The organism is Pseudomonas solani, from assembly GCF_026072635.1.
GTDB classification, from domain to species: Bacteria; Pseudomonadota; Gammaproteobacteria; order Pseudomonadales; family Pseudomonadaceae; genus Metapseudomonas; species Metapseudomonas solani.
On record NZ_AP023081.1, the window covers coordinates 465179 to 488906 of the forward strand.

Sequence of the window (23728 nt, forward strand, 5' to 3'; positions counted from 1 at the left end):
TCGGCCTTTTCGCGGTTGAAACCGCTCCCACAAAAGCCCGGGCACGACCGCAGGCCGGGGCACGTTACGGCGGCAAGTCCCCATCGCCCTGGCGGCGGGGCCAGACCAGGCTGAAGCGCGCGCCGCCGAGGCCATCGCTGCGGCCGATCTGGGCGCGGCCGGCGTGCCAGTAGATGATCCGCCGCACGATGGACAGCCCCAGGCCGTGGCCGCCGGAGGCGCGGGTGCGGCTGTCGTCGAGGCGCAGGAAGGGGGTGAAGATGCGCTCCCAATGGCTTTCCGGCACACCGGGGCCATCGTCCTCGACATCGATGCGGCAGCGCTTGTGGCCGATCTGGTAGCTCAGCCGCACCCGCGATTCGGCGTGGCGCATGGCATTGCTAACCAGGTTCTGCAGGGCGCGGTGCAGGTAGCGCGGCTCCGCCTCGACCCAGGCACCTTCGCCGCTGGCGGTCAGGCACTGGCCACGCTCGACACGCACGGCGACACGCAGCGGCGCGAGTTCGGCGATCACCTGGTCGAACAGCGCATCCAGGTCCACGCGCTGGAAGTTCAGCGCCGGGGTGCCCTGCTCCAGGCGGGCGTAGGTCAGCATCTCGTCCACCAGCTTGTCCAGCTCCTGGATATCGCCGTCCATGCCCTCCATGTACTTGCGCCGGGCGGTTTCGGTCTCGGCGTCGGCGATCATCTCCAGGCCGAAGCGCAGGCGCGCCACCGGTGTGCGCAGCTCATGGGAAACCGCCCGCACCAGCTCACGCTGCACCGAGAGCAATTGCTGCAACTGCTCGGCCATGCCGTTGAAGGCCGCCGCCAGGCGCCCCACCGAGTCGGCGCCCTTGGCCGGCACGCGGGCATCCAGCTTGCCGTGGGCGATACGCGAGGCGGCGCTTTCCAGGCCCAGCAGGCGGCGCTCCAACTGGCGCACCAGCAGGTAGATGGTCAGGCCGATGAAGCTCAGGCCGAGCAGGCCGATCAGCACCAGCAGCTCCGGCGGGTAGGGGTTCATCAGGTACAGCGGGCCGATCTCCAGCACCCAGGGCGTGTCGACGATGCCGGCGAAGATGCGCACCGAATCACCGCCCTTGCCCAGGGCCATCACCGTGTCGCCTTCATCCACCCGGCGACGCTGGTCTTCATCGAGGTCGGCGTCCTTGAGGGTCACCAGGTGCAGGTCGAAGCCGAACTCCTTGCCCTCCTTGAGCGCGGCGAGGCGCTGGGGCTGTTCGCGCACCGGGAAGCGCACCAACTCGTCGATCAGCAGGTAAACGGTGGCGCGGGCCAGTTGCTCACTGATCTGCTGCACCTCGCCGGTGAGCACCAGATGCTCCTGCTCGCTCACCAGGCTGTAGACCTTGGCGGCGTGGGGGCCGGTCTGTTCCACCAGCACCTGCTTGCGCAACACCCGGTTGCGCACGCCGCTGTCGAGGCGGTCTTCGTCCAGGTCCTGCAGCGCCAGGGGGATGCCCATCAGCCGGCTCCACAGCACCAGGGCGCGGCGCCGCTCGATGGCGGTCATGGGTTCGAGGTTGTCGGACATCAGGCGGAAGGTGCCGCGCGCCAGGCTTTCGCGATACTGGTCGGCGCGCACCTCGTTGACCTGGTGGAAGGTGAGCACGCCCAGCAGCGCCACCAGCACCAGCGTCACCAGCAGGCCGCCGTAGATGCGCAGGAAGATCGAGTTCACCGCCCCTCCCCCGCCAGCAGGCCGAAGCAATCGAGGCTGAGGTAGCGACCATCCTTGTATTCGCACTCGCGGCGCACACCCTCATGGGTGAAGCCGAGCCGGCGCAACAGGCCGCTGCTGGCCGGGTTCTCCAGGTCCACCACCGCTTCGATGCGGTGCAGGCGCATGGCGACGAAGGCATGGGCGATCACCGCCTCCAGGCATTCGCGCATCACCCCGCCGCCCCAGTACTCCGGCAGCAGCCAATACCCCAGCTCGGCGCAACGGTGGCCATGGTCCCATTCGTGGTAGCCGCAGGCGCCTATCAGGTGCGCGGGATTATTGGGCGTGCAGATGCCCCACCAGATGCCGGTGCGCTCGCGCAGCAGCGAGCGGTACCAGTCCATCTGCACCCGGGTGGCCTCCAGCGTGGCGTAGGACACGCCGTAGTAGCGGATCACCTGCGGGTGGGACAGCCCGGCGAAGATGGCGCGGGTGTCGGCCAGGGTGATTTCCCGCAGGCGGAAGCGTGGGGTTTCGAGGGTGGGGAACATGCGGCTCTCGGGTTGGCGGTGCGGCGACCGGTTCGTTGCGGGCGGCGCCTCCTTATATAAGGCTCAAAGCAGGCCTTCGGCCGCCTCCCTGACAAAAAGATAGCCCTTGCTGCGCACCGTCTTGATCAGGCGCGGGTGCATGGGGTCGTCGCCGATCTTCGGGCGGATGCGCGAGATGCGCACATCGATGGAGCGGTCCTGGCCGTCGTACTCGATGCCGCGCAGGGCGTTGAAGATCTCCTCGCGGGAGAGGATGCGCCCGGCATTGGCCGCCAGCAGCCAGAGCAGGTCGAACTCGGCGCTGGTCAGCTCGATGCTGCGCTCGTTGAGCCAGGCCTCGCGCATGGCGTTGTCGATCACCAGCGGGCCGAACTCCAGGCGCCGCACGTTCTCTTCCACCGCCTCCGACAGGCCGCCCTCGCTGCGCCGCAACAGCGCACGGATGCGCGCCAGCAGCACGCGCGGGCGCACCGGTTTGCACACGTAATCGTCCGCGCCCATCTCCAGGCCGAGCACCTGGTCCATGTCATCGGTCCGCGCGGTGAGCATGAGGATGGGGCCGTCGTAGCGCCCGCGCACCTTGCGGCAGATGGACAGGCCATCCTCGCCGGGCAGCATCAGGTCGAGCACCACCAGGTCCGGCTGCTCCTTGAGGATGCGCGCCACCGCCTGGCCGCCGTCGGACTCGATGGCCACCCGCAGGCCGTTGCCCTCGAGGTACTCGCGGGTCAGCTCGGCCAGTCGTTGGTCGTCCTCGACGATGAGGATGCGCCAGGATTCTTGCTCCACCACGTACTCCTAATGAACTGCATCAAGGCCGTGAAACCGGCCGGCATTGTAGCAACGCCGGCCGTTCTGCACAGTGCATGCCAAAAACCCTACAAAACACTAGATATTGTGTTAGCTTGCGCACGGCCCGACATCCTCGAAACAGCCCGTTCCAGAGTGTCGCAGCCGCGACGAACGGTGTATCCCAGGCTCCACAAGGGCTACCGCAATCCCTCCCCGCTTCACCCACACTTCACCCACAAGTTATCCACAGCTTGTTCAATACCCATCGCCTTGCAATACCCCCAATAGCGCATTATCTTGTACCCCCATCACGCGAGACCCCTACATATTGGGTTTTGCTAGATCACGGGACACAATCAGAATCAAGCACGAAATGCCTTTTTCACAGGCTTCGAACCCCGTGATCCTTTAGGAGTCCAACCCGCTGCCCGGCCCCAACCGGCAGTGCCGACCCAGGACACGAACGAAGTGACTGGAACCGGTAGAACGGTGTATCTCCCAAGGGGCAGCACCACTAGGTATTGTGTTTGTCGCTGAGGCTTAACACAGCGACCTTAGACTTGTAGTGCCAGGGAGGCTTCAGTGTCCCTTGCCCTTCCTGCCTTGTAGTAAGCGCCAGCAGCCCGGCCCCGGCCGAGCCACCGGCGTTTGTAAAACGGAATGACGGGTGCTCACGCACCCGACTCAACAAATAGAGAACATGGAGACCCCCATGCAGACCGAAACCACTCGCGAGAACCCGCAGGCCAACGCGCCTCAGGCAGCCGATTCCAACCAGGATCTGGCCGCCACTGCGCCTGGCCAGCTGCGCGTGATCAAACGCAACGGTACCGTCGTCGCCTACACCGATGACAAGATCACCGTTGCCATCACCAAGGCGTTCCTCGCCGTGGAAGGCGGTACTGCCGCTGCCTCTTCGCGTATCCATGAAACCGTCGCGCGCCTGACCGAACAGGTCACCGCCACCTTCAAGCGTCGCATGCCCTCGGGCGGCACCATCCACATCGAAGAAATCCAGGACCAGGTTGAACTGAGCCTGATGCGCGCCGGCGAGCAGAAAGTCGCCCGTGACTACGTCCTGTACCGCGAATCCCGCGCCCAGGCCCGCAAGAGCGGCGCCGCCGACATCGCCCAGCCGCACCCGAGCATCCGCGTGACCCGCGCCGACGGCAGCGTCGTTCCGCTCGACCTGGGCCGCCTCAACACCATCATCAGCGAAGCCTGCGAAGGCCTGGCCGAAGTCGATGGCGACCTGATCCAGCGCGAAACCCTGAAGAACCTCTACGACGGCGTGGCCGAGAAAGACGTCAACACCGCCCTGGTGATGACTGCCCGCACCCTGGTAGAGCGCGAGCCGAACTACTCCTACGTCACCGCCCGCCTGCTGATGGACACCCTGCGTGCCGAAGGCCTGGGCTTCCTCGGCGTGGCCGAGAGCGCCACCCACCACGAGATGGCCGAGCTCTACGCCAAGGCCCTGCCGGCCTACGTCGAGAAAGGTGCCGAGTTCGAGCTGCTCGACCCGCAACTGAAAACCTACGACCTGGAGAAACTGGGCCGCGCGCTGAACCACGAGCGTGACCAGCAGTTCACCTACCTGGGCCTGCAGACCCTGTACGACCGCTACTTCATCCACAAGGACGGCATCCGCTTCGAACTGCCGCAGATCTTCTTCATGCGCGTGGCCATGGGCCTGGCCATCGAAGAGAAGAAGGATCGTGAAGACCGCGCCATCGAGTTCTACAACCTGCTGTCGTCCTTCGACTACATGAGCTCGACCCCGACCCTGTTCAACGCCGGTACCCTGCGTCCGCAGCTCTCCAGCTGCTACCTGACCACCGTGCCGGATGACCTCTCGGGCATCTACAGCGCCATCCACGACAACGCCATGCTGTCCAAATTCGCTGGCGGCCTCGGCAACGACTGGACCCCGGTCCGCGCGCTGGGCTCCTACATCAAGGGCACCAACGGCAAATCCCAGGGCGTCGTGCCCTTCCTGAAAGTGGTCAACGACACCGCCGTTGCCGTGAACCAGGGTGGCAAGCGCAAGGGCGCCGTCTGCGCGTACCTCGAAACCTGGCACATGGACATCGAAGAGTTCATCGAGCTGCGCAAGAACACCGGTGACGACCGCCGCCGCACCCACGACATGAACACCGCGAACTGGATTCCGGACCTGTTCATGAAGCGCGTATTCGACGACGGCCCCTGGACCCTGTTCTCCCCGTCCGACGTGCCCGACCTGCACGACCTGACCGGCAAGGCCTTCGAAGAGCGCTACGAGTACTACGAAGCCATGGCCGGCTACGGCAAGATCAAGCTGCACAAGACCATCGCCGCCAAGGACCTCTGGCGCAAGATGCTCTCCATGCTCTTCGAAACCGGCCACCCGTGGCTGACCTTCAAGGACCCGTGCAACCTGCGCAGCCCGCAGCAGCACGTGGGCGTGGTCCACAGCTCCAACCTGTGCACCGAGATCACCCTCAACACCAACAAAGACGAAATCGCCGTGTGCAACCTGGGTTCCGTGAACCTGGTGAACCACATCGTCGACGGCAAGCTGGACACCGCCAAGCTCGCCAAGACCGTCAAGACCGCCGTACGCATGCTCGATAACGTTATCGACATCAACTACTACTCGGTCCCGCAGGCTCGCAACTCCAACCTCAAGCACCGCCCGGTTGGCCTCGGCATCATGGGCTTCCAGGACGCGCTGTACCTGCAGCACATCCCCTACGGTTCCGACGCCGCCATCGACTTCGCCGACAAGTCCATGGAAGCCATCAGCTACTACGCCATCCAGGCGTCGTGCGACCTGGCCGACGAGCGCGGTTCCTACGAGACCTTCGACGGCTCGCTGTGGAGCAAGGGCATCCTGCCGCTGGACTCCCAGCAGATCCTCATCGAGGCCCGTGGCCAGAAGTACATCGACGTCGACCTGACCGAGTCCCTGGACTGGGCCCCGGTACGTGCTCGCGTACAGAAAGGCATCCGCAACTCCAACATCATGGCCATCGCACCGACCGCCACCATCGCCAACATCACCGGCGTATCGCAGTCGATCGAACCGACCTACCAGAACCTGTACGTGAAATCGAACCTCTCCGGCGAATTCACCGTGATCAACCCCTACCTGGTTCGCGACCTGAAAGCCCGCGGCCTGTGGGACCCGGTCATGGTCAACGACCTGAAGTACTACGACGGCTCCGTACAGCAGATCGAACGCATCCCGCAGGACCTCAAGGACCTGTACGCCACCGCGTTCGAAGTGGAAACCAAGTGGATCGTCGACGCCGCCAGCCGTCGCCAGAAGTGGATCGACCAGGCCCAGTCCCTGAACCTCTACATCGCCGGCGCCTCGGGCAAGAAGCTGGACGTCACCTACCGCATGGCTTGGTACCGTGGCCTGAAAACCACCTACTACCTCCGTGCCCTGGCTGCCACCAGCACCGAGAAGTCCACCATCAACACCGGCAAGCTCAACGCAGTGTCCTCCGGTAGCGATGAAGGCTTCAGCGCAGCGCCCGCCGCCGCGCCGGTACCGGCTCCGGTGCCGCAAGCGTGCTCCATCGACAACCCCGACTGCGAAGCCTGCCAGTGACAGGTAACGCGCGAATCTGAGCGGCGCCCGCGTTGTTGCCGGGCCGCTCCGGCTCCTCACGTACGGTCGTACGCTCCGGGGCCAGAGCAACCCGGCGCCTAGCGCTCACTCGCTCAGCTTCACGCTCGATCGCAGTAGCCCTCTCCCTTCGGGGAGAGAGGCTCAAGCAGTAACAGCACCACCCGAATTTTCATGGCCGCTCCCTTATAGAGAGAAGCCACACGCGCAGGCTCAGGCCGCGCAGCAAGACCGAACACCGTCAACCGCGAACGCGGCATCCATCGGGCAGCGCTGACACAGACGCCCGTGACCAGGCCCCGGCGGACAAGCAGTTCGGCAGTAAAAGCTTCAGCGTGCACCCACCCACGCACCATTTACCCAGGCCGGCAGAGAACGGCCGAACCAACCAGGAGAGAGGACAGATGCTCAGCTGGGACGAATTCGACAAAGAAGACGCCGCCGCACCCGCCGCCGCCCAACCCAACGCCGCGACCAACGCCGCAGCCGCTGCCGGCGCCGACAAGCTCGATGACGAGGCCGCCGGCTCCGTACAGGAAGCCCGCGCCGTATCCGCCGCTGACTCCGACGCCGTCGCCCGCGCCAAGAAGGCCCTCGACGCCCTCGACATCCAGGAAGGCCTGGACGACCTCGAAGGCGCCTCCGCGCGCGTACAGGTCGGCGACAAGCAAATGATCAACGCCCGCGCCGACCTCAACCAGCTCGTACCCTTCAAGTACGACTGGGCCTGGCAGAAGTATCTGGATGGTTGCGCCAACCACTGGATGCCGCAGGAAGTGAACATGAACGCCGACATCGCTCTGTGGAAGAGCAAGGACGGCCTCAGCGAAGACGAGCGCCGCATCGTCATGCGCAACCTCGGCTTCTTCTCCACCGCCGACTCCCTGGTTGCCAACAACCTGGTGCTGGCCGTCTACCGCCTCATCACCAACCCCGAATGCCGCCAGTACATCCTGCGCCAGGCCTTCGAGGAAGCGATCCACACCCACGCCTACCAGTACTGCATCGAATCGCTGGGCATGGACGAGGGCGAGATCTTCAACATGTACCACGAGATCCCGAGCGTCGCTAAAAAGGCGTCCTGGGGCCTCAAGTACACCCGTTCGATCTCCGATCCCAAGTTCGAAACCGGCACCCCGGAGACCGACCGCCAGTTCCTGCGCAACCTCATCGCCTACTACTGCGTACTGGAAGGCATCTTCTTCTACTGCGGCTTCACCCAGATCCTCTCCATGGGCCGCCGCAACAAGATGACCGGCACCGCCGAGCAGTTCCAATACATCCTGCGCGACGAATCCATGCACCTGAACTTCGGCATCGACGTGATCAACCAGATCAAGATCGAAAACCCGCACCTGTGGGATGCCGCCATGAAGGACGAAGCCACCCAGATGATCCTCCAGGGCACCCAACTGGAAATCGAATACGCACGCGACACCATGCCGCGCGGCGTACTGGGCATGAACGCCGCGATGATGGAGGACTACCTCAAGTTCATCGCCAACCGCCGCCTCACCCAGATCGGCCTGAAAGAGGAATACCCGGGCACCACCAACCCGTTCCCCTGGATGAGCGAGATCATGGATCTGAAGAAAGAGAAGAACTTCTTCGAAACTCGAGTGATCGAGTACCAGACCGGCGGTGCGCTGAGCTGGGATTGATTCCGGGTCGAACCATTAGGAACACATAAACGCTTCAACCTGATACGGATTTTCGGGGTAGCGAAGAAAGACAAAACCCCGCCTTGTGCGGGGTTTTTTTTGGAATAAAAAATGAAAGCCATTGCAAAAATAGAAATAAACTACTTCCGCTCTATTTATACAGAAACAATTGAAGATATAGATGAGTTAAATATTTTTACAGGAAGAAATGACTCAGGAAAGAGCAACATCCTTAAAGCTATAAATCTATTCTTCAACAATAAGACAGGCCACGAAGAAGATTTTGATTTTCTTGAGGATTTCTCAAAACTCCGAGCGCAGGAGGTCCGAGAACAAAAAGGAAGAGGAACAATCTGGATAAAAATCACCTTCAACAACTTCCTTAATTGGAAGTCCTTACCAAAGAAATTCTTCATAAAGAAAACTTGGAACAGATACGATCAAGCCCCAACAGTTGAATACTCTAAAGACATACCTCAAACTGTTATCGGAAGATTTACTAACAAAATAAGCTTTCACTATGTCCCCGCCATAAAGAGCAAAGATATTTTTGAACACTATCTTAGCGCCCTTCACGACACCTTACTGGAAGACGAAAGAACTGGCCTAAGAGACGCTTCAAAATCACTTATTGCAACGATAAATAGTACAACCGAAGAAATGCGCAATGAAATATTTAGCGCTCTCGGAATCGAAAGCAAAATACAAATCCCAGAAGACTTCAGCACGCTATTCAAAACCCTAGACTTTTCGACCAATCACTACAGCAACGAAATATCTCTTAAAAAGAGAGGCGACGGCATACAAACCAGACATATACCCATTATTCTAAATCACATCGGAACTCGATCAGAAAAAATAAATATTTGGGGGTATGAGGAACCAGAGAACTCATTAGAAATAGGGAAAGCTTTTGAGTTAGCAGAGCAATTCTCGAGAGATTTCGCAAAAGAAAACCAGATTTTTATAACTACGCACTCTCCAGCTTTTTATGACGTGCAGACTCTCAACAGTAGGAGATGGCTGGTTAGGCCCGAGTCATGGGATGGAACTAGTTCGAAATATAGCACTGCGATTATGAGAATCGAAGATAGCGAACTATCCGACGAAGAAATCGGGTTCGCAGCCTTGTTAAGCGAGCGAGCGCGAGAAATATACGACGAGCTCAATAGAGAAAAGCTCATAAGTTCCGAACTCGAATTAAAGATAAAAAACCTAAAAAAACCTAGAATATTTGTCGAAGGAATCACAGATAAAAAAATACTTGAAACTGCTTATTCAAAAATTAACAAAGGCGCGCAAATACCTTTTGAGATAGTATCCGCTGACGGCGTAGACAAATTAAGCACATTTACCAAATCGTGCGTGCATATAAAAAGAAATTTAATTCCCGAGATCTGTATTTTCGATAACGACTTTGCAGGGCGAAAGGGATTGAAAGACGCGACGCGACTGGAAGATTGCCATGAAGACCAATACTATCACGACAATCTTCTTGCGAGCTGCCTCCCTATACCCGAAGAAATCTCTGAAATATGGCCCAAAGATATTATTGATGGAATTCCCATTACAATCGAACAGCTCTTCCCGAAAGAAGTGATACATGAGGCCATTGCACTAAAAATATTAACGCTGTCAGAGATAAAAACATATAAAACCCATCAGGGAATACAGTCAGAAATCAATACAACCAATGAAATCAAGAAGCTTCTCCCTAACGAGTATCACTACTTAGCATACTCAATAGACGAGTCCTGCAAAAAGAGATTTTCCGAGTGGATTAGCACAATAAAAAAAGATTATTTTGCGAATTTTTCGATTCTTTTTGAAGAAATAGATATTTTTCTTACTCAAATAGAGTCCTTGGAAACAGCTGAATACGAATAACTTTAGCGCGTAGGGTGGATGACGCTCTTCTCATCCACCAGCTCTTCCACCCGCAACACCAATGGCTCAAGGAGGGTCATGTCCAACTACCGTCGCGCCCGGATGCGCGGGGGCACCTACTTCTTCACCGTCAACCTGCGTAACCGGCACAGCGACCTGCTGGTCCGCGAAATCCACCTGTTGCGCACCGTGGTACAGGCGGTCAAACACCGCCGCCCCTTCCATATCGATGCCTGGGTCGTGCTCCCCGAACACATGCACTGCCTCTGGACCCTGCCGCCGGGCGACGACGACTTCGCCATGCGCTGGCGCTCGATCAAATTCGCCTTTTCCAAACGCCTGGCCGACACCGAATCCCGCACCGAGGCTCAACGCACCCGGGGCGAACGCGGCATCTGGCAACGTCGCTATTGGGAACACCTGATCCGCGACGACCTCGATTACCAACGGCACTTCGATTACATCCACATCAACCCGGTGAAACACGGCCATGTGCGGCGGGTGCGGGATTGGCCGTATTCGAGTTTTCACCGGGCGGTGCGGGACGGCCTCTACCCGGCGGATTGGGCCGGCGATGGCGTGGTGGACGACGCTATTCGCTGGGGAGAATGAGGGTGGGATGGGCCTCGCCTGGTGGATGAAAAGAGCGTCATCCACCCTACGCGTGAATCAACATCGACCCGATGGGCTGGGCCGGGGATGGCTTGGCAGACGACGCTATTCGCTGGGGAGAATGAGGCGGGGGCGGGCCTCGTCTGGTGGATGAAAAGAGCGTCATCCACCCTACGCCACCTTCACGCTTCTGCCTGGCCGATCAGCCATTTCTCACTCGGTAACTGCATTGCCAGTTTCCGTGGTAGCCCATAGCCTCCCGTCCCAGCGCTTAAGAACGCACCACTTAGCGGCACAACTGCTCCCGAAAGCAGCGGTATATCTAGAGATGCCTGATATGCCCAACACTCAACACTGCAACGTCCCACACCCCGATCAAGAAATCCTCATCCCCACCCTCTTCACCCGCCACAAGCGCCTGCTGCGTGCCGTGCTGCTGGAAGACCAACCCTGGTTCGCCGTCACCGACCTGGCCCGGCTGATGAACCACCCGCCCCTGGCCGAGCGCCTGCCGCACAACCTGGATGACGACCAGATGCAGATCGCCTGGATACGCAACGGCCATGGCGACTTCAAGTGCGAATGGCTGGTCAGCGAATCCGGCGCCTATGCCGCGCTCATCCACTACTACCACCCGGAAAACCGCTGCATCCGCCAATGGATCACCCAGCAGGTGATCCCCTGCCTGCGCGCCGAACAGCCCCAGGTCGGCCACTGGCCCGTGCGCTCGGTGGCGCAATGGATGGGGCAGGAGTTGCAGGTGCTGCATTGGCAGGACGTGGTCTGGCTGCCCTTTGAGGACTGCCCGCGACTGCTGCCCCGGCCGCCCCACGTGATCGGTTAGCACGACCGAGGGCTGGAGACTCCAGCCCTCATCCACCGCCCCTCAGAGCGTGATGGCGGTGGCCGGATAGAACAGCACATTGAGCCCGAAGAGGATCATCCAGAAGCCGATCTCCAGCGTCTCGGTGATCGGCTGGATGCGCCGGATCGCGCCATACACATGCACCCCGAACATCAGCGTGAACACCAGGAACAGCAGGTCGAACGCATAGCTGTAGCCGGTCCCCGTGGTGACGGCACGCAGCATGGCCAGCTCGATGATCAGGATGAACGCCCCCAGGCAGCGGCCGAAGTAGATCGCCAGGTGCTGGTGCTCCGGAATCCTCCAGCGCATGAGCCGGGCCCAGGCGATGGGGGCCACGAAGATGGGCAGGGCGAAGAACAGCGTCGTCACGGTCATCAGCGTGGCGAGGTATTCCCGGCTGTATGGCGCGTAGTAACCAAGCATCACAGAACTCCTTGTTCCGTTGCCGCAGTGGGCATCGTTATTGTTTTAAGGCGCGTCTTGCCGGCGGAAGAATCGGGATGCCGGGTGCGGCGGGTCAAGGAGTTCGCGGGATGGCAGTACCAAGGAAGGTGACGGGGGCAAGAGGGATGACGACCTAAGTCGCAACGCGCCCGAGGCACCTTCGCCCCTGCCCAGCGCCCCGGCTGATGACGTGCCCATCGCCGCTTCGTACTATCCCGCTCCCCGATTCATCGCCAAGGAATGCATGTGGAAAACAGGACCCGGCGTTGGCCGAAAATACTCGCGCTCAGCCTGATGACCGCCACGCTTCTGGCTGCCTGGCTCACCACCGGCGTCTACAAGACGCGCTTCGCCGAGGACAACCGCCTGGTCTTCTTCATCAAGCAGCAGCCCTCCTTCCGGGTGGCATTCGTGAACCCCTTCGCCACCGATGCCGACAGCAAGCCCCTCAGCCGGCTGAGCGCGCAGGAGCGGCAGGAGGTGATCGACTACTGCCGGTATCGCCTGGGGATCGCAACGGAATTGAAGACGCAGGACGAGCTCGACAACTGCGAAGGGGCATCGCCGTAATCGACCGGGCTCAGCGCCCTCTACCAGCTGCCGGCCAGGCACACCGTCAGGCCGGCAGACGCCCCGCTCGAAACTTACGGAATTTCCCCACAGGGCAACGACCTTGTCTGCCGCCGCCCCTCGCCAATACCGTTCAGCCAGTCCGGTGCGCCCACAGGCAGGCCGGACGGCCGCAGTGACCGGCCATGTCCTACCCATAACAAGGCGGCACAGTGCGACCCGTTCGACGGTCAGGCGACCAGCGAGCGGGGCCAGAGCCGAGCAGGAGGAAACATGGAACTCGCCTTCGATCGCTACCCCCAGCAGCCCCACGGTGGAACCCTGGTCAACCAGGTGGTGCCCGCCGACCGGGTACGGGCAGAAATAGCGCGCTCCCGCGCATTGCCGTCGATCCGCATCGACCTGGAGGCGGTGATCACCATCGAGATGATCACCACCGGCGTGCTCTCGCCCAACAAGGGCTTCATGAACCAGGCCGACTACCTGTCGGTGCTGGGCAGTGGCCGGCTGGCCAACGGCGTGGTGTGGCCGGTGCCGCTGAGCTTCGCGCCGGTGGGCGAACGCAACCGCGAGGTGATCGCCGCCCTGGCGGTGGGCGATGAAGTGGCCCTGATCGACGAGCGCAACGAGCCGGTGGCCATCCTCGCCATCGACGACATCTTCGATTACGACAAGGAAGAACGCGCCCGGCAGCTGTTCGGCACCACCGACCGCAACCACCCCGGCGTGGACGCCATCCACCGGCGCATGGGCGACGTGGCCCTGGGCGGCCCGCTGCAGCTGCTGCAACGGGTCGACTGGGGCCCCTTCGAATCGTTGCGCCTGGAGCCCCGGGACACCTGGAAGCGCTTCTACGAGGAACGCGGCTTCCGCTCCGTGGCCGGCTTCATCACCGGCGCCAACCCGCTGCACCGCGGCCACGAGTACATCCACCGCAACGCCCTGGAAGGCATCGACGGCCTGCTGCTGCAACCGCTGGTGGAAATGGCCAAGCGTGAATACGTGCGCCACGAGTACCGCATGCAGGCCTACCGCAACGTGCTGGAGACCTACTACCCGAAGGACCGCGCCATGCTCTCGCCGCTGCGGGTCACCTACATCTTCGCCGGCCCCCGGGAAACGGTGCTGCACGCCCTGATCATGAAGAACTACGGCTGCACCCACGCGCTGATCGGCCGCGACCACGCAGGGATCGGCAGCTACTACGACAAGTACGCCAGCCACAGCATCTTCGACCAGTTCACCCCGGACGAGCTGGGCATCGAGGTGCGCCTGTTCCACGAGGTGTTCTACTGCGTGCGCTGCGCCAGCCACGCCACGACCGAAACCTGCCCCCACGACGAGCGCTACCGGCTGAACATTTCCGGCACCGGCATCCGCGAGATGCTGCGCCACGGCCTGGTGCCGCCCAAGGAGGTGGTGCGCCCGGAGTCGGCCCTGGCGGCCATGCAGGGCATCCAGCCCAAGGGGCTGGGGGACGACGGCGAAGGCACCCTGCCCGTGGCCAAGGTGATCCAGAGCCTGTTCCCCTTCTACACCCGCTTCACCCGCCTGGGCGGCGCACCGCGCCAGCAGCCCCTGGAAGCGGACGCCCTCACCGTGCGCGACCTGGAGCTGGCCTGCCACCAGGCGCGCACCCACACAGGCGATGTCTACGACGGCGTCTACCGCGAGTACACCGCCCTGCTGGACCACAACCGCAGCCTGCAGCCGGCCTGGGTGGAGGACGCGCGCGACGCCCTGCACCGGCAGCAGCGGCGCCTGCTCGATGACCTGGACGAGAAATTCAGCCAGGCGCCGGAGCTCGCCTCCGATGAGTTCATGTACCAGGGCCAGGCGGAAGTGCAGCAGGAACTGAGCGCCGCCCGTGCGCTGCTCGACGACATCCCGGCGGCGGTGGACGCCAACCGCCTGGCCAACCGCACCTGGAACAGCCTGCCCTACCCCCGCTATCGCGGCGCCGACGACGCCTGAACCCACACCCCACGGCAGCGCTGCCCATGGCTGCCGTGGGGACCTTGGGCCAACGTCCCCCTCCGTTCGAAAAAAATTGTCGAGTCCTGCATCCATAACGATTCCTGGCGGGTAGTACAGATGGGCAGCCCGAATCTGCCTCTTCGATTACCTATCAGGAGATCGCCCCATGAACGTAAAACCTGCCAGTGGCCTGCTCAGCGGCCTCGTCCTGTGCCTCGCCCTGCAAAGCCTCAATGCCCAGGCGGCCGTGCCCGACGCCGTGAAGGTGCCCGATGGCCACAAGGTCCTGCTCGAAACCGTCGGCGTGGGCGAAATCACCTACGAATGCCGCGACAAGGCAGGTGCGCCAGGCCAGACCGAGTGGTTCTTCGTCGGCCCCAAGGCCGTGCTCAATGACCGGGCCGGAAAACCGGTAGGGGACTACTTCGGGCCGCCGGCCACCTGGCAGGCCCGTGACGGGTCGAAGATCACCGGCACGCAGGTGGCCGTCGCGCCGGCCGGCACGGGCGATATCCCGTACCAGTTGGTCAAGGCCAACCCCGCCGAGGGCAAGGGCGCCATGAGCGGCGTCAGCTTCGTGCAGCGCCTGGCGACCCGGGGTGGCGTCGCGCCCAGCGATACCTGCGCCGCCGAGAACAAGGGGCAGCGGCAGGTCGTCAAGTACCAGGCCGACTACCTATTCTGGGGGGCCAACTGAGCTCGCCCGGGCAGGCGCGAGGCGAGCCGTCGGCTACGCTCAACGACACACCCCGGCCAGGCGGGCCGGGGCACCCTCGAGCGCAGAAAGTGGATCAACCTGCCAGCACCTTCGATTACCAGAGCCACCTCGCCGCCTGCGCCCGAGGTGAGCGGCCGGCCTTGCAGGCGCTCTACGATCAGGAAGGTGCGCGCCTGCTCGGCGTGGCCCGGCGCATCGTGCGGGACGACGCCCTGGCCGAAGACATCGTGCACGATGCCTTCATCCGTATCTGGACGCGCGCTGCCAGCTTCGACCCGGCGCGTGGCTCCGCGCGCGGCTGGATCTACAGCATCACGCGGAACCTGGCGCTGAACCATATCCGCGATGGTGCCCGGGAGGCGCCCCTGGATGATGCAGGTGCGGCGGTGCTGCACGCGCAGGTGGCGGAGGTGGACGACAGCCTGGCGGCGCACGGTTCAGCCAGAATTCATCAATGCCTGGAGCAGCTGGAGCCGGCGCGGCGGCGCTGCATCCTGCATGCCTACGTCGACGGCTGCACGCATGCCGAAATCGCCGCCCTGCTCGGCGCGCCGCTAGGCACGGTCAAGGCGTGGATCAAGCGCAGCCTGGCGTCACTGCGGGAGTGCATGGGATGAACACCGAGCACAATGGCACCGGCCCCGAAGACCTGGACACCCTCGCCGGGGAATATGTACTGGGCAGCCTGCCGGCCAGCCAATGGCATGCCGTGCATGAGCGCCTCAAACACGACGCCGATCTGCGTTCAGCCGTGGCTGCCTGGGAAAACCGTCTGCTGGAGCTGACCGCGACCGTCGAGCCGAAAACCCCCAGCCCACGCCTGTGGAGCCGGGTATCCCGCACCCTGGACGCGCAACTCGATGGCGACGCCAAGGCACCGCGGCAGGTGGCCGTCCCCTGGCATCGGCGCTTGGGCGTATGGCGGGGCCTGGCGGGCGCCGGGCTGGCCGCAAGCCTGGTGCTGGCGACGATGCTGCTGACCACCAGCGCACCGCGCATCACCTACATGGTGGTGTTGGTGGCCCCCACCGACCAGACCCCCGGCTGGGTGGTGCAGGCCAGCGACAGCCGCCGGGTCCAACTGATCCCCCTCGGGCATGGCGAGGTTCCGGGCGACAAAGTGCTGCAGTTCTGGACCAAGGCGGAGGGCTGGCAAGCGCCGGTATCCCTCGGCTTGGTCAAGCCTGGCGCGCAACTCAGCGTCCCCCTCGACCAATTGCCGCCGCTGGAGCCGAGCCAGTTGTTCGAGCTGACCCTGGAAAACCCGGGGGCTCCACCACGGGCCGGCCGATGGGGCCCGTTCAATTCATTGGCCGGGCGGTGAAGGTCATCTAGCAGATTCAACCCTCTGTAAAATGAGCAGCTCACGACCCGGGCGGCACTCGTGAACTCCTTCGTCACCGATGCCGCCAGCAAGAGATGCGTTGTCTTCCAGCTGCTCCGTCGTGCCCTAGCCGCGTGAATCGCCCCTACTTTCTCGCCAGGAACACCGCCAGCGCCGCAAAACGCCTGCGTGCCTCCCAGGCAAACAGGCGGTTGGCCAATGGGTCGAGCAGCACGCCCAGCCAACGCGGCCGCAGCGTCAGGCTGAAGCTGTAGATGAGCTCGGAGTGCCCCGCTTCGATATCGCGGTGGCGCATCGACGCCGCCCACGACTCGAACAGCCCCGTCGGCGCCACCAGCATGGCTGCCGCCACCTTGCCCGGCTGGTAGTTCACGAAGCGGGTACGCATCGCCAACAGGCGCTTCCAGCCTTTGCCCCGATTGAAGGAAACCGCGTCGATGGAGGGGTGGCTGTCACCCGTTTCCATATGCGCAACCGACAGCAGCGTGTCCCACTGCAACCGCACACGATGGTTATGGAAGGCTTCGAAGGTGGCGTCGGCGGAGGCCGGCATGACCAGGGTGAATCGGTGGGTGCTCATGAAACTTGCGCCAGGAGAAATCTAGCGGCGAAGAGTAGTTCAAGAAACGGCGTGAGCATCAGCCTGCACCGTGCATTCCTGCATTCGCTGAAGTACATCCTGAACTCGCGCATCCTGCTCTAACTCGCTCCAGCTTCCGCTAGCAACGATTTCTCCACCGTCGACGACTAGAACGCGGTCGAAGCGGGGCAATGCCTGCATATCGTGTGTCACGCAAATCAATGCCATGCCCGTGAAACGCTCGAACAACAAATCCCATACCTGCCGGGCTGAAACGGTATCCAGCGAAGCCGTGGGCTCATCGAACAGATTGAAAGCCCCGGGCCTCATGAGCACACGCAGCAATGACAAACGCTTCATCTCGCCCCCGGACAGATTCGTCCCCTGGTTCTGCACCTTGAATCCGTCCAGTTCGGCAGCGAGACGCATCAAACCCATCCGCCGCAAATAGTCCCTGAGTAGCGTTTGATCGTGCGGCTGGCCAAAGAGCACGCCCTCCATCAACTCCCCGCTCAACAAGGCTGGCGACTGCGGGCAGTAGCGCAGCAATGAGAATTGCCGTTCGGCACCCGGCCCTCCCTGATGCCCTGCCCCGATGCGAAGACAACTCCGTGACTCGCGCACGATGCCGGCCAGTACCTCGAGCAAGGTCGTCTTGCCCGCACCGCTGCTGCCGATGATGGCAACGCTTTCATCACTCGCCAGCGAAAGGGGCTCCGTCAGTTGCAGCAGGCGGGCCCCCGCTCGAAGCACCCGCAATGGCTCCAGAACCAGGCGATCCGTATCGGGGCTGTCTTCAATCGAGGCCGCAACAGCCGTGAAGTCACTCAGGCCCAACACCTCCTGGAAGCGCTGCTGATCGGATGCGAACTGATCCGTGAAACGCTGAGCCTCTGCCATCGAGGCCACGCTGTTGAAGAAGGCGATAGCGAGGGTGAACATCGCCACCATCTCGCCAATCGACATGTACGGCTCACTTGAGCGTTGGTCCACGAAACCGAAGAACAGAATGCCCGCTGTGGACAGGCAGATGAAAAGCGCTTTGGCAGCCCCCAGCAAGGACGCCGAAAAACCAATGCGGGTCGCAGCGGTTGCATAGCCCCGGTATGCCGCATCCAGCGACGCGAAAGCCGACTCTGGTACTCCCTCGCACTTGATGGCCTTGGCGACACCGAAGGTCTGGGCGAAGGTCGATGCGACCTCGTCTTCCTGGTCGTTCAACGCGTCGATGTGAACACGCCGCCAACGGATGATCCGATGGTTCAGGTACAGGTACCCGGCGGCGCCAACCAGTACGGAAAGAAACACCCAGGCGCCTCCGTAGACCAGCAGTACGACGCTGACGATCAGTGTTTCCACCGCCAGGGGAAGGCCAGAGAGCAGGATGAAGGACAGCAGACGCTCATGGGCATTTACACCGCGGTCGACGGTGCTGATCAAGTTGCCTAGGCGCATTGCCGAGAAGGCTTCGAACTCCTTCCCCATGACACAACGCGCCCAGTGCAACGAGCTTTCGCAAACGCATTCCTGAACCAGCCGGGAAAGATGAAGCGATTGGATCGGCATGACAACCACCTGAACGCCCCCTGCAATACAAAAAGCCAGGAGCAGCAAAGGGACGCTTTGTGCAGACGTTCCGTTGCCCGAAGCCAGGCCGTCGACGATATGGCCAAGCAACAGCGGCACCGCTATCGACGTGAGCTTCGCCAGCGTTACCAAGGCCAGCACAAGAGCGATTTTCCAGTAACGCGAAGAGAGCGCGCGGGTGATAGAAGCGTCAAGCATGGGTATTAGAGTCTCTTGCCAACAAGCGACGCCCTCAGCTCAGGACTGATAGGCGTCGCTTCCGTGGGCAGTCAGGAAGCAAGTGCTTTCAAGGAGGCGGCGACATCGCTGTCCACGCAGAGGACCGCAGCGCCCTTTTGCTGTATGCAGGCCTTCCGTTCGCCTGTGGTCAGGAAGAAAACCTTGCGCCCTTCAAGCCTGAACCAGCCCGCGCGAAAGCCATAAGTCGCGATGCCATTCAGCCGAACACTGCTCTCCAACGCCTCCTTGTTTGCCGGTAGAACCCTGAGCCCCTCGACTGGCCACGAAGCGCTGTAGAACCCCGACCGCACATGAAGTGCTCCTTCATTCACATACACCTTGCCCCCCGCCTGGAAGACCAGGTACCCCTGCAGCAACGAGTAGAGAACGCCCCCCACCAGAACACTCTTCAAGCTGATGCTCTTGCTGATCAATAGATCTGCACCGAGCATCACCGCCACTGGCAATACTGCGATCAGCAGGCTGTTCAACAGCATTGATTTGAAACTGAGAGAAACCGTTACCACGTCCATTCAGATACCTGCCATTCGATAGGTGATGCCACATAAAAGATCGAGAGCTTGCTTCCTCCCGACCCTGGGCAAACTGATCACTCCAAGTTCATGTGCCGCATAGGCGCAGGCGATCACTTCTTTCCTGACCTGCCTACGCAAGCCCTGCGATAACAGCCTGCTATTGCCACTCGCCTGTGCTAAGCGCACGGCAGCGCTATCCACATCAAGCATCTGCCCGGGCTGAACACCATGGCATCCTCCACCACAGCTACTGCCCCCACCCCCACCAGTGCGAACAGCAACGTTGACGACAACACTGAGCTGAACCGCAAGGTTCACCCCGATCGCAACGTTGACAGCTGCTACCACGTACGTCGCAACGCCGACTGCAACCACAGCGATGGCAACGGCTCCCACGGCGGCACGGGCCACAGGTGCATCAAGGGATCGCCGCTGCAACGAGCTACTTCCATCTTCTGGGGTAAGGATCGCCTTCAGCTTCTGAAGATCACTGGCATATTCACTCTCCAGCATCTGCTCAGGCACCGATCGGGTCAGAAGCCCTTTCAGGTCTTCAGGATCGGACTCCAGCAGGTCGTTCACTCGCTGGCGAATCTTGGAGGACGCAGCAAAAATCCCCATTTCATTGAGCCTGCCGAGGTAGCGGGGATAGTCCCCGTCCTTACTGGCTGCGCGAACAATTGGATCCTGGCTGGCCAGCAGCAACTGCTCCTCAACGGAGCGAGGGGCGATCAGTTGCTCCGATATGCCCATTCGTTCAAGGAGCGCACTTCGGCTCGAGTAGAACTCGCTGGCCAGCGCTGCATCCTTGCTCACTGCGGACCAGAGACGGGTGAAATCCACTACATCCTCCCAGACACCGAGAGGCACTTCCCCTCTGGACATAAGCAATCGCAATCTATTGTCGCCGCCCGAATCTCTGGCGATTATCGAGCCTGGAGTGCCATACAAACGATTACTGGCTTTAACTTCTGGAAGGGTGAGAGCAACACTTCCCAATGCTGCACCCTTCATGAAATCTCTACGACGCATTGGCTGTCACCTCCCTGTGGCTGTCGCACTGAATCAAACTCTGAGAATAAAAAGCACGAAGCACGCGCCCCATGTGGTTTCCATACTCAGATTTTATGGCCTCACGCAAACGCTCATCCTGATGAAGCAGCGCACAGGCTTGACAAGGATGAACGATGTGCTCCAACGAACTGATACCTACCGACGCGCTGAGTGTTTTTAATATGCGATAAGGGCCATCAACCTTTATCCATATTTTCAAGAAATCCTGTACTTGAGAAAAATACCCCACCTCAAGTGCGTGCTTGCTGAAGCGTCCTAGCTTCATTTCGGGAATGTGCTCAAACGTAAGCCCGCAACAACCTGAAATCTCCTTATTAGGAGTTATCACGCAGTTCTCTAAAACCTGATCACAGCCCTGAAGAAGCATATCCTCTCGATTGGAGAATGTTTTTCTCATTGCGCTGTCTGCATGAAATGGCATCCAGCTGTTTACCTGCAACTTCACAAGCCCTGCCTCAATAAATGGCTTTAACCCTTCATCAGCTTTTACTTGGCTAACCACTTCGCTCTTGTCTGAATCTTGCTCAATGGTAATTACGCAAAATATTCCATTCTCCGCCACGGCCTTAGCGGCATTGATAACCGAGGCTACGGGGACCCACTCGGCATGATCGACACCAGTACTAAGGTTGATCTCATTCAGCCCCGAAGCAGACAATCTTCTTGCCACTCTCGTTGCCGAAGAGTGGGTCTTCCCCCAATACCCATTTGTTACGCAGCGACTAAGCAGCCCCAATCGCTGAACGTGATCCACGGAGGCAAACAATTCCTCTCCCAGCAGAAGTGGCTCCCCACCACTGAACACAACGAGACGCAAACCAGGAAACACCTGCCACGCTTGATCAATGAAACTGGTTATTTCTTCGAAAGATAATTTTGCAGATAGCGTCGGACTGCACTCGAAACAGCAATCCCGACATTGAGCATTGCACTTGTATGTCGTTATCACCGTCAGCGTATGCGGAACAACATCCCAGTAGCCTTCCGGAACCCATGGCTGATCCATATCGAGCCTCCAAACAAACAATGAATGACAATCATTGTCATCTCTGGAGCCGATGTCGATTCAAGGGAAAAGCAGTTAAATGGCACTTGAAAAAACAAGAATAAGTCTGGAATGTGGCTTACCTAACGTAAAATCCGCAACAAAGGAAACAGCCTACATATTAAAAGGAACCATTCATGAATCATAAGAAATCATTCATCATCCACTTAGAGGACTTACTGACTACTTTTTTCTTCTGATCTATAAATATCGCAAGACAGCGCCGAAAACCCCATTGCTTACTCTAAGTAACGCGTAGGATTATCCACCTTCATATCTACGAATTTTCTCCAAACCAACCCCTGTATTCAAAGTGACAAACGAATGCTGAACCTAGACAAGATCATCGGAAGAGGTACCTGGCGATACGTGGGTCAACGCGTGCAGGGCCTGCAAATCCAGGCCATCCCCATCGCGGGCAAGTCCATTGAACTCATCGCGAAGAAACTGGGTGGTACCGCCTACCAGATAGGCCGTATCCATACCGAGAATGCCTTCGTGGTGCAGAAAGGGGTGCTGTCACTGCTGTACGTGAGGCCGGACTATAGGGGATACCGCCGCACAGCCGGCCTGGTTTTCGCCCCCTGCTCCTGGAAGGTCGACTACGACCATGCGCTGAGCAGGAACCTCGCTGGCCAGCTGGGTTACGCCTACGTGCTGATGCTGCGGGTTGTGCCAAGAATCAACCGCTCGCACGGCCACCTCGAACGAAACCTGAAGGAGAGTGAGGACGTACCGGACATCTGCTTCGCCGATGAACGAATCCGAGGCAAATGGATAGGTCGCTCCGCGAGCAGGCTGCTGACGCCTCCTGGCGCCTTCTCGGCAAATCAGACGACCCCATACGGGCTGACGTTGCGGCAAGCCGGCCAATGGGGCTTCGCGATGGGGGTGGAGGATGACGACAGGGACATTCCCGGCCTCAAGCCGATTACCGACCTGGGCCCTCGTACGTGACGTAACGGCGCGGCTTAGTGAGAGCCGCGAATACAGCCCCGCTGCCGCAACCCGATGCAATTGCCCCAAGGGTCGCGCACCTGGCAGATGCGGTCGCCGTCTTCCAGCGCCAGCGGCCCTCGATACAACGAGGCGCCAAGCTGCAAGAGGCGCAGCACTTCGGCATCCAGATCAGCCACCGCCCAGTAGACGACGGTGCCCGCCGCGCCGCTGGCGACCTTGTCGTCGGCGTTGACGATCTCCAGCACCACGCCGCCCATCTCCAGGTGCCCGTAGTCATCCGTCGATGGCGACACGCGCTTCGCCTCGGGAAAGGCGCGCTGGTACCAGTCGGTGGCTGCACGCCAGTCACCGACGTGCAGGAGGATCGAGAGGATGCGGGGCTCGGGCATGGATCACGCCCTGACCACAAGAGTCCTCGCTGCATGGTCGCCAAGACGCTGGCGGCGCTGCCCGAAGATGAAGATCACGTCGAAAATGCCCAGCAGGCCCACCAGCCCGCGCAGGCAGGATTTGTGCAATTCGCAGGGGGCACCGGTCTCGCTGTCGACGACGCGGATCTTCAGCAGGCGCTTGCCGACTCCCTGCCCGTTGAACCCGTCCTTGAACAGCAGGTAGGCGAACAGCAGCAGCATGCAGACCTTGCCGAAAATGTCCGGGCTGGTGGCCGGCCGGAAGAACACGAAATCGATGGCAAAGCTGATCAGGCCCAGCACCAGCAGCGCGCCCCAGAAGTCGATCTGCGAGGCCACGAAGCGTGCCCAGAGCGGGGCAAGTTGCTGGTCGAGCTGCTCGCGCCGAACCGCAGGGGATACCTGGGCCTGTTGCGGCACCACGCGTTCGCCCAGGCTCGATTCGCGCTCGATAAGCACCTCGCGAACGACCCGCTCGGCCACCTCGGTCAGGCCGCCCTCGGCCAGCAGGTCGATCAGGATCTCGGTCCGCCGTCCGCTGTAGGTTTCGCGAAGCCGCGCTTCGGTTGCTTCCATGACTTCCTCCTTGAAATCAGCTGTTCAATCC

At 60.8% G+C, this 23728-nt stretch carries 21 protein-coding genes and 1 pseudogene; 11 read left to right on the forward strand and 11 right to left on the reverse strand.

All coding sequences use genetic code 11. The annotated features are described in order from the left end of the window. Positions 1-64: 64 nt before the first annotated feature. From PSm6_RS02130 to PSm6_RS02140, 3 genes are all read right to left on the reverse strand, one after another. Positions 65-1684: an ATP-binding protein gene (locus PSm6_RS02130; RefSeq protein WP_021218409.1), complete on the reverse strand. Its 1620-nt coding sequence runs from the start codon at positions 1682-1684 to the stop codon at positions 65-67. Next, entirely contained in the window at positions 1681-2217 is a 537-nt protein-coding gene (locus tag PSm6_RS02135) for a GNAT family N-acetyltransferase (protein WP_265169412.1), read from the reverse strand. Before PSm6_RS02135 ends, PSm6_RS02130 begins: the two co-directional genes overlap by 4 nt. 63 nt (positions 2218-2280) lie before the next feature. Continuing rightward, positions 2281-3006, reverse strand: a complete 726-nt coding sequence (locus PSm6_RS02140) for a response regulator (protein ID WP_021218407.1) — start codon at positions 3004-3006, stop codon at positions 2281-2283. 715 nt (positions 3007-3721) lie between these two features. Here PSm6_RS02140 and PSm6_RS02145 point away from each other — a divergent pair. The 5 genes from PSm6_RS02145 to PSm6_RS02165 all read left to right on the forward strand — a co-directional run bounded on the left by PSm6_RS02145 (position 3722) and on the right by PSm6_RS02165 (position 11632). Beyond that, positions 3722-6610 (forward strand): ribonucleoside-diphosphate reductase subunit alpha, encoded by a 2889-nt coding sequence (locus tag PSm6_RS02145; RefSeq protein ID WP_043245178.1) that lies wholly within the window; start codon positions 3722-3724, stop codon positions 6608-6610. A gap of 422 nt (positions 6611-7032) precedes the next feature. Next, a complete protein-coding gene (locus PSm6_RS02150; RefSeq protein ID WP_021222048.1) occupies positions 7033-8289 on the forward strand; it encodes a ribonucleotide-diphosphate reductase subunit beta in 1257 nt (418 codons plus the stop codon). A gap of 111 nt (positions 8290-8400) precedes the next feature. Then, on the forward strand, positions 8401-10176 hold the full coding sequence (locus PSm6_RS02155; protein ID WP_081672376.1) for an ATP-dependent nuclease: 1776 nt from the start codon (positions 8401-8403) through the stop codon (positions 10174-10176). A gap of 78 nt (positions 10177-10254) precedes the next feature. Next, complete coding sequence (locus PSm6_RS02160; protein ID WP_021222050.1) at positions 10255-10788, forward strand: REP-associated tyrosine transposase; 534 nt, start codon at positions 10255-10257, stop codon at positions 10786-10788. Between the two features lie 337 nt (positions 10789-11125). Continuing rightward, positions 11126-11632 (forward strand): BRO-N domain-containing protein, encoded by a 507-nt coding sequence (locus PSm6_RS02165; protein WP_265169418.1) that lies wholly within the window; start codon positions 11126-11128, stop codon positions 11630-11632. Positions 11633-11674: 42 nt separating this feature from the next. On the opposite strand, the gene PSm6_RS02170 is transcribed toward PSm6_RS02165, so the two are convergent. After that, positions 11675-12079: a hypothetical protein gene (locus PSm6_RS02170; RefSeq protein WP_021222052.1), complete on the reverse strand. Its 405-nt coding sequence runs from the start codon at positions 12077-12079 to the stop codon at positions 11675-11677. 261 nt (positions 12080-12340) lie between these two features. On the opposite strand from PSm6_RS02170, the gene PSm6_RS02175 reads away from it, so the two are divergent. The 5 genes and pseudogenes from PSm6_RS02175 (at position 12341) to PSm6_RS02195 (ending at position 16700) form a co-directional block, all read left to right on the forward strand. Beyond that, the gene (locus tag PSm6_RS02175; protein ID WP_371877010.1) at positions 12341-12670 is read left to right on the forward strand and encodes a hypothetical protein; all 330 of its coding nucleotides are present in this window, start codon (positions 12341-12343) and stop codon (positions 12668-12670) included. 273 nt (positions 12671-12943) lie between these two features. Further along, a complete protein-coding gene (locus PSm6_RS02180) occupies positions 12944-14644 on the forward strand; it encodes a sulfate adenylyltransferase (RefSeq protein ID WP_265169421.1) in 1701 nt (566 codons plus the stop codon). Between the two features lie 169 nt (positions 14645-14813). Beyond that, positions 14814-15344 (forward strand): DUF3455 domain-containing protein, encoded by a 531-nt coding sequence (locus PSm6_RS02185; RefSeq protein WP_021222056.1) that lies wholly within the window; start codon positions 14814-14816, stop codon positions 15342-15344. Between the two features lie 89 nt (positions 15345-15433). After that, positions 15434-15982: a sigma-70 family RNA polymerase sigma factor gene (locus tag PSm6_RS02190; RefSeq protein WP_265169422.1), complete on the forward strand. Its 549-nt coding sequence runs from the start codon at positions 15434-15436 to the stop codon at positions 15980-15982. Continuing rightward, positions 15979-16700: pseudogene (locus tag PSm6_RS02195) on the forward strand (anti-sigma factor). The gene PSm6_RS02190 and the pseudogene PSm6_RS02195 overlap by 4 nt, the downstream one beginning before the upstream one ends. A 134-nt stretch (positions 16701-16834) precedes the next feature. Here the strand turns inward: PSm6_RS02195 and PSm6_RS02200 are convergent. From PSm6_RS02200 to PSm6_RS02220, 5 genes are all read right to left on the reverse strand, one after another. Further along, a complete protein-coding gene (locus PSm6_RS02200; protein WP_021222059.1) occupies positions 16835-17290 on the reverse strand; it encodes a hypothetical protein in 456 nt (151 codons plus the stop codon). Between the two features lie 39 nt (positions 17291-17329). Continuing rightward, complete coding sequence (locus PSm6_RS02205; protein ID WP_021222060.1) at positions 17330-19075, reverse strand: ATP-binding cassette domain-containing protein; 1746 nt, start codon at positions 19073-19075, stop codon at positions 17330-17332. A 71-nt stretch (positions 19076-19146) separates the two neighbouring features. Further along, positions 19147-19629 (reverse strand): hypothetical protein, encoded by a 483-nt coding sequence (locus PSm6_RS02210; RefSeq protein WP_021222061.1) that lies wholly within the window; start codon positions 19627-19629, stop codon positions 19147-19149. Beyond that, complete coding sequence (locus PSm6_RS02215; RefSeq protein ID WP_169708488.1) at positions 19630-20664, reverse strand: hypothetical protein; 1035 nt, start codon at positions 20662-20664, stop codon at positions 19630-19632. Next, positions 20654-21712, reverse strand: coding sequence for a radical SAM protein (locus tag PSm6_RS02220; protein ID WP_169708489.1), 1059 nt, complete (start codon positions 21710-21712; stop codon positions 20654-20656). The genes PSm6_RS02215 and PSm6_RS02220 overlap by 11 nt, the downstream gene beginning before the upstream one ends. A gap of 363 nt (positions 21713-22075) precedes the next feature. Here PSm6_RS02220 and PSm6_RS02225 point away from each other — a divergent pair, with 363 nt between their 5' ends. Beyond that, positions 22076-22708, forward strand: coding sequence for a hypothetical protein (locus tag PSm6_RS02225; RefSeq protein WP_021222063.1), 633 nt, complete (start codon positions 22076-22078; stop codon positions 22706-22708). Between the two features lie 14 nt (positions 22709-22722). On the opposite strand, the gene PSm6_RS02230 is transcribed toward PSm6_RS02225, so the two are convergent. Further along, the gene (locus PSm6_RS02230) at positions 22723-23100 is read right to left on the reverse strand and encodes a VOC family protein (protein WP_021222064.1); all 378 of its coding nucleotides are present in this window, start codon (positions 23098-23100) and stop codon (positions 22723-22725) included. Between the two features lie 3 nt (positions 23101-23103). Continuing rightward, positions 23104-23697: an RDD family protein gene (locus PSm6_RS02235; protein WP_265169424.1), complete on the reverse strand. Its 594-nt coding sequence runs from the start codon at positions 23695-23697 to the stop codon at positions 23104-23106. Positions 23698-23728: the final 31 nt, after the last annotated feature.